This window comes from Novosphingobium organovorum (assembly GCF_022832435.1).
GTDB classification, from domain to species: Bacteria; Pseudomonadota; Alphaproteobacteria; order Sphingomonadales; family Sphingomonadaceae; genus Novosphingobium; species Novosphingobium organovorum.
Map to the genome: position 1 here is coordinate 1 of NZ_JALHLF010000113.1, position 11,613 is coordinate 11,613.

An 11,613-nucleotide genomic window follows, 5' to 3' on the forward strand; every position below is an offset into this window, starting at 1 on the left:
ATCATCTCAAGGCGCACTTGGCGAGAGGTAAATGGAGGTGCCCAGCTCTATGAGCTGATCGCCGACGGCACCATCGAGGTGGTCAAGATCGGGAGCATTACCGTCATTCCTGTGGCGCAGCTCAGGGCAATGATTGAGGGTGGACAATGACGGTCGAATGAGCGCGAAGTTGCGCCACCCCGGCATTCGTGAGCGGGAAGCGGATTACGGAGCAATGCCCATCATCAAGCCGCCGGTAGCAGTCCGTTAAATTTCGGCNTGTGGCGCAGCTCAGGGCAATGATTGAGGGTGGACAATGACGGTCGAATGAGCGCGAAGTTGCGCCACCCCGGCATTCGTGAGCGGGAAGCGGATTACGGAGCAATGCCCATCATCAAGCCGCCGGTAGCAGTCCGTTAAATTTCGGCCGGTAAGACATTCTGGGACATTGGCTTACGAGTTATCATCCACCGTAAGCCGAGCTTTGTCTCTTCGGCCACGAACTCAGACCGATAATCTGTGGATCATCGCTGCTTATCCCTCTGCTCGAAGAAGGGCATTATCAAGGGGAAATCTTATGCTGGCCCTGCTTCTGCAGCCTGGCCAAGACTTCCTCTCCATAATGCCTTTGCATTTTGATGTAAAAATCTCTCTCAACATCCCAAATATACGACATATACCCCGCTAAAGGGGCTACCTCTCTCTCTCCCAGCAAGCCCTTTCGAAAATAATCAAGCTTCACCCTTATTTCCCTCTTTTTATTTTTTCCAATCGATACTTTTCCATCAAGGGTAAGGATCAGTCCAGTGACTTGGCGGTGAACCTTTGGTGTAGCGAGTACCGTCTTGCTGTCATTTATTTTTAATTTTGGGGCTTTTGAGCGCGCGATCACGCCCCGTAGAATCTTGTCCACAGCAGTGAGGTATCCGGTTCTTTCGGCCGAGAAAGTTAGATCGTCGGCATATCTTGTGTATTTTATCTTATGCTCGGCAACTAACTGAGTAACCTCTTCGTCGAAATCATGCATTAATATGTTGCTGAGAATCGGCGAGGATGGAGCGCCAATCGAAAGGCGAAGTATTCTTCCGCCTTTAGGACGGCGAAATAAAATTCTACCGGATCGAATTGCATCAGCTCGATCCATCACGGCGTGACGGTCACAATACGCAATCCAAGCAAATTCTGTAATAGATGGAAAAAATTCAACAAAATCATACTTAAGAATTGATCCGCTACCTGCATGGTAGGCGGCATTGTCCTTTATTGATCTTCCGATTTTATACGCCATTGCAGCATCATGGATAGGAAGATTATTCAAGTATGAATTCACTACTGCTCTTTGAGCTACTTTTAGCTCCTTGGCTGGGTGCGCAATTTCGCGACGACCACCATTCCTCTTAGGGATGGTGTAAACTTTGTATCGTTCGGGTGCTGTCGCTATAAGGTGCAAAACCTCCCTTTCGCTTATCCGTAGCTCGCGAATGAGTAGTTCGACTAAGGGACTTGTCACGACTTCAATTCCTCATCCACGGCTGCAATGCGATGCGGATCGACTTCTTCCCAATGCGCTCGAAGGATTTGGCGGCGCCTCGACTTGTCCTTCCAGCCATCGGCAAACCCAAATTGAGTTGCTTCATTCTCGGGGCGCGCGAAATGCAATCTGTCGAACCCGGCTGATGTGGTTCCCGTCCATTTGAGAATTGATGAACAAAAAACCACTTTTTCAAACGAAAAGGTGTCAAATTTAAATCCGAAGCACTCCATCAATTGAATCAACTCATCATCATTAAGGGCGTAGAACTCCCTAAGTATGCCTGCGTAAAATTTACAGGCATGGTTGAATTTTGAAACATCAAGCGTTGTGCGCTCTGCCGATTCTTTTATTCTTACGTCGAGCGGTGATCTTAGGAAGTTGCCAAATTTATATGGGTCGATTTTAGAAAAATTTTCACCCTCAATGCCCACTACTGCGTCCGAAAGGACCGCTACCGAATTGGGGTGGGCCTTTCGCAATGCCGCGACTGGGCCGCGTGCAATATAGCTCTCCGCGCCCACGAACTTTCTCCTTATTACAAGGAGAAGCTTTTCTTTGATTTCATCTATGATTGAAAAGCTGCCTAGTTCTACGAAGCTTCCAGCCCCCTCTGTGATCAATAAGACAAGCTCGCAGATTTGGGCCATGTCTTTTTCAAATTCGAGGAGGTCAAAGTATGGGCAGTCTTTGTTGAAAAATTCATGAATTTCTTCGATCTGAAGAAATTCGAACTTCGGGAAATCTTTTATATTCTCACTGAATCTGGACCTAAGACATGAGTCCCTTAGGGATTTCATGACTGTTTCATACTCTGGTTCGATGACTTTTGAAACATTGCCGCCGCAAAGTAAAACCCGCTTAGTCGGCGGGTAGACACGGACGCTGCCAGAACTGAGTTTATCTATGAATTCTGCCAGCATCCGTGTCGCATTGCCGTATTGCTTACCTAAGCTCCGAACGGGCGATGGTTTCGACCGAGCGGAGCGTCCGTAAGGCGGTCGAAACCATCGCCCGTTCGGAGCACCTAAAAGTTACCAATCATTTGAGATCCGGCGAAGCACCAGACCAGCTGTTTCACAGCCATTTCGCGTAAGCTTTTCAACGCTAGCAGCATTCCCGGTTGGGTCAATTCTCGATCGCGTCACATCCTAGTGGAAATCTACAGTTCGGGCGAAGGCCGTCGACACTTGTGGGGTCACGTCAGGGGCGGACAGGCCATTTTTTGCCGAGATCGAGCAAAAAGCTGCCGTTCGTCCAGTCGACGCAATTCGACCGCTGGCATACACTCAGTTTTAAATTCTCTATTCCGGCGTCAAAACCATTCGCCTCGTGGCGAAAGCAGGACCATTCAGGTGTGCATGCCCAAGCGCAAAGCGGTTGAGTGCTGCGTGTGGAAACGACGCGGACATCCGGTGCTACCTTGCTACGGCTTTAAATCGGTCACGCATCGCTAGCAGTTCGTCCACGATCTGAGCCGTAGAATAAATACGTCGAGGTGGGCAGAGCGAGGCGCCCCGCTAGCGAAGGAGCCTTCGTGGCAACATCATCTTGCGTGAGGCGGTGCCAAATGGGCAGGAGGCGTCCGGCTCCCGAGAGATCTCGCTGAACGATGCCATCCAACTCATACTGGGTCCAGGGCCGCTCAAAGAAGCTGGGCGACAATACAACCACGCCAAAGAAAGCGCGGCGTAGCCCATCATCTATCTTCTGCCGAATCGAGTCACCCCAAGAGATGGCACTCTGATCATCCCATACATCAAGTCCGGCATCTTTTGCAGCAGACACCAATCCGTTGACGAAGTCTTCCTTGTCTTTCCAAGCGTGTGAAATGAAGAAGTCATAAGGCGACTCTCGACCCTCACCATTCTCCACCACGAAGGGTCGTGTTCTTGATGCTTGCGCTTCGATGGCAGCCGTCATTTGCGTCCGAAGGCTAGCAATATCCTTGGACAAAGCGCGGTTATCGTCGGCAAGGCGCTTTAGGGCGGCCTCATCAGCTTTGCGCTGCTTCTCGTAGAGGTCGCCCGTCTTTTTACGCTCCTGCTCCTCGCCCTTGAGCACGCGTTGCTGTGCCTGACTGAGATCAGACATCTTTTTTGCGATGTCGGCTCCGTAACGAGCCGACTTCTCCTGAGCAGAGTCTATATTTTTAGCTTCGCGCTCCGCAGTTCCGAGATAAGTCTTTGCGGACGACGGACTGCTGGCTCTGCTGGCCGATGCCATGGCCGCATTCATTTTCTTGGTAGCTGTAGCGACCTTCTTCATTTCTTCAGCCTGCTTTCGCTGAAGATCATTTATGTCTTTTTGGATACGAGAGACAGTCGAGCGATCAGTAGTCAGTGACATTGGCGGCGCTTCCGTAGCTTATCTATCTATAGGATCGATAATTTTTTCACTAATTAAATCAAATCATTGCTTTGTCGCGCATAACCTCCATGCTTTGTCGCTAAAAATTGAAACCTGCTAATAAATGCGGCACCCCTACCGTTCGGCGTCGCTCAAAACTCAGATTCATTGCGGTAATAGCACTGGAAGAGCAGATGCTGATTGTCGAAGCGGAAAGATTAATCTCAACCAACTGCTGCGCGGCTCACTCACCCGATAGCGATCCCGCACCCAACTGACGATCTCGCAGAGCCGGCCAGGTGCTACACTTTTTTGCCAGAACTTCCTGAAACATGGCCTTATCCAGCGACAGGTCCGCCACGAGCTGTTTCAGCTTTTGGTTCTCTTCTTCGAGCTGGCGCATCTTGCGCAGCTCAGATGGTCTCAAGCCGCCGTACAACTGCTTCCAGCGGTAGAAGGTCGCCTCTGACACGCACATCTTGCGGCACACCTCAGCCACCGGTGTGCCAACCTCGGCCTGGCGCAACGCAAACGCGATCTGCTCCCCTGTAAATTCGACTTCTTCATGCAAAACCTCCAGCTATTGTCAGCTTCGATTTTGCCAGATTTCTCTCATCCTCGCTGGAGGCAATTTCCGGGACAGGGTCAAGGCGCTATCATCGACATATGGTTTAGCCTTGCAAGAGAAATACTTGGCATGAGTATGGAATGGGTCAAGGATGTCGTTATACCGCTGGTCTCTGGCATCGGCGGCGCGGTCGTGGGTGCCGGGGCCAGCTATTTCGCTTCCAGCCGACTAGCGAAGCTCGCAGCAAATGAAGTGCTCGCGCGAGATAGGGCCGCGCGCGCGGACCAAGATAAGCGCGCGGCGCATCAGGTATTTGTGAAACTTCATGCGATCGCGAACTCCCTAGGGAGCTTCCAGAAACAGACCTTAGAGATGGTTGCGAAGGCCGATAGCGACGGCAACGGTCATATGCCGCTTTATCAGCGACTTTCACCATTCGCGGGCATTGAGCGCGAACATTCCATCGAATTTTCTGCCGAGGAATTGGCCGTTTATATCGGTGCGAGCCGAGCTGATTACGTGGATGACCTTCTGCTGCTTTCGCGGCGCTATGCGGCGTGCCTTGCCAGCCTTGACACCTTTGCCAAACTCAAGACCGATCTCCATTTTGAGATGGCGCGCCTTGGTCAAACCACGAGGGACACCGCGACGGGGGTTTCGACCACTCGCATGCATTTGTCGCCGGAGGTTGGAAACTATATCAAGGTGAAGACTGAGGAACTGGACCTTTTTGCGCAAGAAATGTGCCGATTGCTCTCCGATTATGATGCGTTCGCTCGCAATGTCGCGCAACGCTTCGATGAGGTGACGCGGGGCTTTCTCGAAGGTCCAATACCAGCCTTTCAACCTCTCAAAGCGAGCCCTGCTGATCCTCCGGAGTAACGTTGGCTGCCTACGTCGCTCCTGCGGAGCGCATTGCTCAATCCAAACTGCTTGCCACATCTCGGGAGACATCATCCATGCCGACCCAGATCATCGACTGGCATTGTCCGATGATCAGCGCCGTCAGCAGGGTCACGGGCCTATTGCTCCGTCCTGAGACGCAGGTGCGATCTGAAGGGCAGGAGTGGTTCCGGTAGGCGCGGACTGGGGACATAACTGCGTCGACGACGGCGCAGCACGCCTACGATCCGTTCGTGGCTTGACCGGTCGGCGTGGCCGCGCCTCCGAGATCACAGTACGAGTGATCTGCCGACTGGACGCCCCCTCAGGCAGAGTGATCGTGCATTTCAGTTTGGACGGGAAGCCAGTCGCCGACTTCTGGATCACGATGACCTTCGGGGAGGGCGGCTCCTGCGCGACATTGCGAAAGCCCATCGCGTAAAACAGCGGATCGAGCAGCAGGAGCAGGATGAATATCCCGAACGCACGGAGCAGATGCTCGTGCGTGACGAGGATACGTGAGACCTTCTCGTTGACCACGTCCCGGGAGTTGCGTGTCGCCAGCAGCGTACCGCGGGTCAGCTTGCGAAGGGGATTTGGGGTCCGCCAGGCGGCGGCGATCTCGGATTCCCCGACCTTCTGAAAACCCCGGACCTGCAGTGTCTTGAAGGCATTGAACCCGGCTCCAGCCACGTATACCGTCGCCAGCGTAAGCACGAACAGTCGCGCCGCGTCCGGTGCCGGCCCCGCCTTCTTCTCCCAATTGGCCGCCTGCAGCGTGATGATGACCGGAACCAGAGCAGCCAGCACCGCGAGGTAGGTTGTCGCCTTGCCCTCAGCGGTGCGGACCCTCTCCATCTCGGCTGCTGCCACTTTCTGCGCCTCATCGAGCGCGCGTTCCTCATTCGAGTTCCAGACTGCCGCCCGAATTGCAGCCCGATCCCGCCGAAGCCGTTGCGCTTCATCGATCTTCTGTGCGGGAGTAAGCGGCTCGATATATGGAAAGATCGCACTGGCAAACGAATGCCAATTCATGTTGGTGAGCCTGCGCAAAGGGCATCGACGATGGCGGCCGTCACCGGGGCCCCCGTCCGCTGCTCGATCCAGGCCCACTGCCCGTTCGGGTTGGCCTCCAGAAACCAGAATCGGCCATCCGGATCTTCAACAAGGTCGATCGCGGCAAACCGCAAGCCGAGGTCGCGTGTGACCGAGATGCAGGCCGCAGCCACGTCAGTCGGCAGCTCCATGAGCTCGTGATCGAGATCTCTGCGAACGCCTTTCCTCCAGTCCACTTGCGTCTCGTCATAGGCTTGCGACAATATGCGGGTCGCGAAGGCCCGGTCGTCCACCACGAGCAATCGGATGTCGGACTGCTTCGAAATCTCACGCTGTAGGATCATCGGTGCACGCCGAAAACTGTCGGCGTCGGCCGCATCAAGCGCATCCACTCGACTGGTGAAGATGACACTGCCGATCGCGCCGTCGTTAATCAGGGCATGCCGGAGGGGCTTCGCGACCATCGGCCCTTCCGCGAGGAAGGCGCGGGCATGCCCGAACGCATTCGTGACGAGCGTTCTAGGGATCTGGAGCCCAACACGCCGGGCGGCGGCGAGCTGCCTCGGCTTGTCTTCGGCGCGCAGGATAGAGAACGGCGAGTTCAGCCACCGCCCCTCGAGTGCGTTCCAGAGGCTCCTGATTATCGCCGACCATTCCGCCACGACGTACTCGGCGACGGCATCACTTCCATCCACCTCGATATTGCCCGGCCGACGATAGTAGGCGCCTGTCACATCCGCGAGAGAAAGATTGCCGCACGGACCGATTAGCGTGAGGTTCGAAGGGTCGCCATTGACCATTGCGATCTCGTGCTGCGGCAAGTCCTCGGTATTTAAGCGGATGAAGCGCAGGCCGCGTCGACGCAACTCCATGACGACGTAGTCGGTCGTCACGTCGCGCTTATTGGTTACGACAAGTATCAGTTCGGAACGCGCGCTCACCAGTATGGCGCTACCGCTTCGTCGTCCCGCTCCTGCTGGACCTCGGTCTTTGTCTGCAACTCGGGCAGGCATAGAGACGCGTCCTCATCGTCCACTTCCTGCCGGACGCGCGTCCTGGTGCTCGTTTCCAGTGCCCCGAAGCGCGACGGATCGTCGTCGTCCACCTCAACCTGCGTCATGGTCTTGCTCTGTGTCACGACCAACGCGCCACCCGCGACCTCGATGATCGGCACAACACCGCATTCGTCATCCAGAACCCAGACCCCCAGTTCGGGCGAATAGCGTCCCGGCATCTCGGCGTCGGCGGACCTTGGCGTGGCGAAGCGAAGCAAGAATGGGTCGGCGGACGCAATCGGAGAATGAACGGTCATCAGCATCGATCCAGTGGCAGTGTCGTCAATTGGGAACATTTAGGGAGAATTGAGTCCCAGAGGAAGTGTTTCTACGAAAAAGTAGCCACCGCCGTGAAGCACCCCGTCCCAGCCGCCAGCGCGCACCCCCTGCCGGCTATGTGACTTGGATAACCTAAAAAGAACAATATAGGTATTGCACGCTCGGAGCGCGTGACACCGGGACAAGGCAAGGATTGATGACGACCAGACCTTACTTCGATAAATCCATATCCGAACTGGAAGTCGCCTTCGAGGATGGCCGGAAAGATCGCGCGACGCTGCACCGATTGTTACATGAGTTGGAGTTCCGGAACACGCAACGCGCCATTGCGCTGAAGGAAAAGATTCTGGGGGCCAATGATACCTCAGGAGACACTCCGCCACCACAGGCCCGCCAGGCTACCAAAGCGGATGGCATGCCCCCGCGCCAACACAAACCTGTTGAGGTGGTAGAACCAATTCGTCCGATGGCCAAAGCTGGTCCCAAACCGCCTTTAACAAACAACGCTCAAAATATCCTGCGCGCTTGGACCGCACTGGAAGTGTTGTCTCCGCAAGGGTTTCGGCGCGAAACAGATCTCGTCGCGGGCGACAAATCTCGAATCGCCCGCTTTGAAAAACATGATTTGCCGTGGGAACTGGGCGAACGCTCACGCCCCAAGAAAAGGCTTTATTATGAATTGATATTAGGAGCAGTCGCCCTCGGTCCAGCGGTCGAAAGCCTGCTGAAGGTGTATGCCGACAAGCGCCCAGACAAGCCGAGTATGAGAGGGTTTTGCCCAATTGCCAGCATCCTGCTCGATAAGGAAGGCCGCCCTCTCGAAGAGGAAAATAGCTTCGCTATCTCCAGCTTCGCCTGGGGTGTACCGATCGCACTCAAGGGTGATCTGAAAGCGTTGGCGGAATGGCCCCATCAAGAAACCAGCCTCAAGAACGCGTTTCGCAAAATTCTCATCCGCCGTGATCGCAAGGATGAAATTCTCCCGCTGACAAAGCGGCATATCGCAGAGCTTTTCGAGTTTCTTGTCGATACGATGAGCCTGAACGCGTTGGAGGTGAAACCTCCCTATTTTGCGCTGCGGCGCTATGAGTTCTTCGCCAGCAAGACCCCGCCCGAACCCGGCCTACTCAATTCGTTCTTTCTGGAAGACCTGGCAACGGCGCGCATCTATGCGAAAAATGGCACCCTTCCACACGCGCTACGTCACTATCTGGCGGTGGACAAACCGCCACACAAAACCGACCTTCTGCGCGAGGATGCTGGATTGCAGAATCTTCTTCAGCCCGCATTGACTCCACTTGGCAGATGGCCGGGCAATGGGCGTTTCCCATTGGCATTGTTGCAACAAGCTGCCGTTAACGCGACCGCACCGAGTTTGATGGAAACCGGTATCCTTGCGGTGAATGGTCCGCCGGGAACAGGAAAAACTACCCTTTTGCGGGATGTCGTTGCCGCGCGGATCATAGAGCGCGCCTCGGTGATGTGCAGCTATAAGAACCCAGCGGACGCCTTCGCTGCTACATCGCAGAGCCTTCAGAGAAACGGCGCGAAGATCACGCTTCATAAGCTCGACGAGAAGCTCAAAGGCTTCGAAATGGTCGTGACATCGTCCAACAACAAAGCCGTTGAAAATGTCAGCGCCGAACTCCCGGCTCTCGATGCTATCGCCACCGACGCGCCACAATTGCGCTACTTCAAAACGATTTCCGACAATGTGCTGGAACGCAAAACCTGGGGCGCTATCGCTGCCGTCCTCGGAAATTCCAGCAACCGCTATGTGTTTTCGCAAAGCTTCTGGCGCGATGATGAAAACGGCCTTTCCACTTATCTCAATCATGCCAGCGGCATCCCGCAGGTGGTTTCGGAGCGGCAGGAGAACGGACCACCGATCCGGCGAAATCGGGAAATCGTTGATCGGGAACGCCCGCCTGCCAATGCCAGAGAAGCTGCTGCGCGTTGGGAAACCGCCCGCACCAGTTTTCTGGAAGTGCTGAAATCGTCGAGGGAGAACCAAGCGGCGCTGCAAACACTTCACGTTGCGTTGGTGCGCCTGGTGGCAGTCACGACCGAAATCAACGACCTCCGATCAAGCCTGCCAGAAGTTCAGCTCGAAGCCGAAGCCCTTCAATCCAGACTGTCAGATGCCCAGACAGACCTTCACGCGGCAGAGACCAAGGCTGCAGAACGGCTGAAGAAGAAGGATACCCATTTCGCCGTTCGGCCTGGTTTACTGGCACGCCTTTTCCTGACGCGCCGGTTCAAAGATTGGTCGAGCGCATTTCGCACCTTGGAGAACAAGGCAGCAGAAGCCGCGCGTGCTCAGGCTTCTCGCCAAGCGAGCGTCAATTCACTTAATGGTGAGCTGACTGCGAAACAGAATTTGCTCCGACAGTTGGCTCAGAAGATCGAGACGTTGGAGGTGGAGAAAGACCAGCTTGAAGTCCGGACGGAACGAGCGCGAAGTGGTTTGAGCATCGCTGTACCAGATACCACGTTCTTCTCTCGCGCTCATGATGATATTCAAACGGCCAGTGTCTGGTTTGATAAGGCTGCGAGCATCCTGCGAGATGATGTCTTTGAGGCCGCCATTCATCTGCATCGCGCCTTTATTGACGGGGCGGCTGATCCGCTGCGGCAAAACCTATCCATCTTCGTGGAGTCATTTGGCACCCGGTCTCTCGGCACACCACAAAAAGACGCGCTGATCACTGATCTTTGGGCGTCGTTCTTTCTGGTCGTGCCGGTCGTTTCCACGACATTTGCTTCGGTCAACAGGATGTTCTCACGCCTTGGCCCGGAATCTCTTGGCTGGTTGCTGGTGGACGAAGCCGGTCAGGCTCTGCCGCAGGCCGCTGTTGGGGCTATGCTGCGCACCAAACGCTCAGTCGTTGTCGGTGACCCGCTCCAGATTGAACCCGTGGTCACACTCCCGAACAGCCTGACGGAAGAGGTCTGCGGCTTCTTTGGCATTGATCCACTCAAGTACAATGCGCCGGAAGCCTCAGTGCAGACAGTTGCCGATAGCGCCAGCCTGTATTGCGCGCGCTTTCCGATCGGCAGTGGTCACCGGGACGTTGGCGCGCCTCTTCTGGTGCATAGGCGCTGCAACAGCCCGATGTTCGATATCTCCAACGAGATCGCGTATGCGAACCTAATGGTCCAGGCGAAGAAGGCCTCTCCTGAAAACGCGATCCTCGGCCCATCCAAGTGGATTGATGTTCAGGGCAAGCCAGGACCAGATAAGTGGTGCGCTGATGAGGCAGTTGTCCTGATCGATGGATTGAACAGGCTAAAGTATGGCGGGGCGAAACCTGACCTGTATGTGGTAACGCCGTTTGTGATTGTTCAGGACAATCTGCGCCAGGAAATCCTCAAAAGCCGCGTATTGGATGGGTGGGTGGAAAATCCAAACGCCTGGGTCTGGGAGCATGTTGGCACGGTTCACACGGTACAGGGCCGCGAAGCCGAGATCGTCTTTTTCGTGCTTGGCGCTCAAATGTCTTCGCAAAACGGCGCGCGCGCCTGGGCCGGAGGCAGACCCAACCTTGTCAATGTCGCCGTCACCCGCGCGAAGGTGTCGCTATATGTCATTGGAAATCGGCAGCTCTGGAAATCCGCAGGCGCATTTGCCGTGCTTGACCGATACCTTCCGGATGGCGCCGCCTAGCTCTTTAAACTATCCAGAATTTAACTGAAGCCTCGTTGGATGGCCTCGCAATTATCGCTTTGAGGCGCGAGACTTATGGTACTGATTCAAGTCCAACGGTAATTGTGTAAACGCGAGCGAATTTCCCATATTATGACTTATCTTTATGCAATGTGCGCATTGGATCAATAATGTGGCAATAGCGACGATACTTGGCTTTTACTGTAAGCGTCCGGCCTCGGTCGCGTTGCGAGGTGAGAGCGTGAAG

The 11,613-nt window shown here is 54.9% G+C and carries 8 protein-coding genes and 1 pseudogene; 2 read left to right on the top strand and 7 right to left on the bottom strand.

Translation table 11 applies throughout. The features are described 5' to 3' along the window. Positions 1-541 precede the first annotated feature (541 nt). The 4 genes and pseudogenes from MTR62_RS17885 to MTR62_RS17900 form a co-directional block, all read right to left on the bottom strand. Positions 542-1,489, bottom strand: coding sequence for a retron St85 family RNA-directed DNA polymerase (locus MTR62_RS17885; RefSeq protein WP_244023483.1), 948 nt, complete (start codon positions 1,487-1,489; stop codon positions 542-544). Beyond that, positions 1,486-2,433, bottom strand: a complete 948-nt coding sequence (locus tag MTR62_RS17890; protein WP_244023485.1) for a retron St85 family effector protein — start codon at positions 2,431-2,433, stop codon at positions 1,486-1,488. Before MTR62_RS17890 ends, MTR62_RS17885 begins: the two co-directional genes overlap by 4 nt. Before the next feature lie 520 nt (positions 2,434-2,953). Continuing rightward, complete coding sequence (locus MTR62_RS17895) at positions 2,954-3,859, bottom strand: toll/interleukin-1 receptor domain-containing protein (protein ID WP_244023487.1); 906 nt, start codon at positions 3,857-3,859, stop codon at positions 2,954-2,956. Positions 3,860-4,096: 237 nt separating this feature from the next. After that, positions 4,097-4,430: pseudogene (locus tag MTR62_RS17900) on the bottom strand (transposase); the annotation flags it as partial. Positions 4,431-4,556: 126 nt separating this feature from the next. Between MTR62_RS17900 and MTR62_RS17905 the strand changes: the two are divergent. Then, complete coding sequence (locus MTR62_RS17905) at positions 4,557-5,309, top strand: hypothetical protein (RefSeq protein ID WP_244023489.1); 753 nt, start codon at positions 4,557-4,559, stop codon at positions 5,307-5,309. A gap of 132 nt (positions 5,310-5,441) precedes the next feature. On the opposite strand, the gene MTR62_RS17910 is transcribed toward MTR62_RS17905, so the two are convergent. From MTR62_RS17910 to MTR62_RS17920, 3 genes are read right to left on the bottom strand one after another with little or no spacing between them, the layout of a single operon-like run. Continuing rightward, complete coding sequence (locus MTR62_RS17910; RefSeq protein WP_244023491.1) at positions 5,442-6,344, bottom strand: DUF2157 domain-containing protein; 903 nt, start codon at positions 6,342-6,344, stop codon at positions 5,442-5,444. Continuing rightward, entirely contained in the window at positions 6,341-7,306 is a 966-nt protein-coding gene (locus MTR62_RS17915; protein ID WP_327194429.1) for an MvdC/MvdD family ATP grasp protein, read from the bottom strand. Before MTR62_RS17915 ends, MTR62_RS17910 begins: the two co-directional genes overlap by 4 nt. Then, the gene (locus MTR62_RS17920; RefSeq protein ID WP_244023495.1) at positions 7,303-7,683 is read right to left on the bottom strand and encodes a hypothetical protein; all 381 of its coding nucleotides are present in this window, start codon (positions 7,681-7,683) and stop codon (positions 7,303-7,305) included. Before MTR62_RS17920 ends, MTR62_RS17915 begins: the two co-directional genes overlap by 4 nt. 212 nt (positions 7,684-7,895) lie before the next feature. Here MTR62_RS17920 and MTR62_RS17925 point away from each other — a divergent pair, with 212 nt between their 5' ends. Then, complete coding sequence (locus MTR62_RS17925) at positions 7,896-11,366, top strand: DEAD/DEAH box helicase (RefSeq protein WP_244023497.1); 3,471 nt, start codon at positions 7,896-7,898, stop codon at positions 11,364-11,366. The last annotated feature ends 247 nt before the right edge of the window (positions 11,367-11,613 follow it).

Coding starts and splice junctions, on each gene's coding strand:
- MTR62_RS17890 (WP_244023485.1), bottom strand. CDS start 2,433: ATGCTGGCAGAATTCATAGATAAACTCAGTTCTGGCAGCGTCCGTGTC.
- MTR62_RS17895 (WP_244023487.1), bottom strand. CDS start 3,859: ATGTCACTGACTACTGATCGCTCGACTGTCTCTCGTATCCAAAAAGAC.
- MTR62_RS17905 (WP_244023489.1), top strand. CDS start 4,557: ATGAGTATGGAATGGGTCAAGGATGTCGTTATACCGCTGGTCTCTGGC.
- MTR62_RS17910 (WP_244023491.1), bottom strand. CDS start 6,344: ATGAATTGGCATTCGTTTGCCAGTGCGATCTTTCCATATATCGAGCCG.
- MTR62_RS17920 (WP_244023495.1), bottom strand. CDS start 7,683: ATGCTGATGACCGTTCATTCTCCGATTGCGTCCGCCGACCCATTCTTG.
- MTR62_RS17925 (WP_244023497.1), top strand. CDS start 7,896: ATGACGACCAGACCTTACTTCGATAAATCCATATCCGAACTGGAAGTC.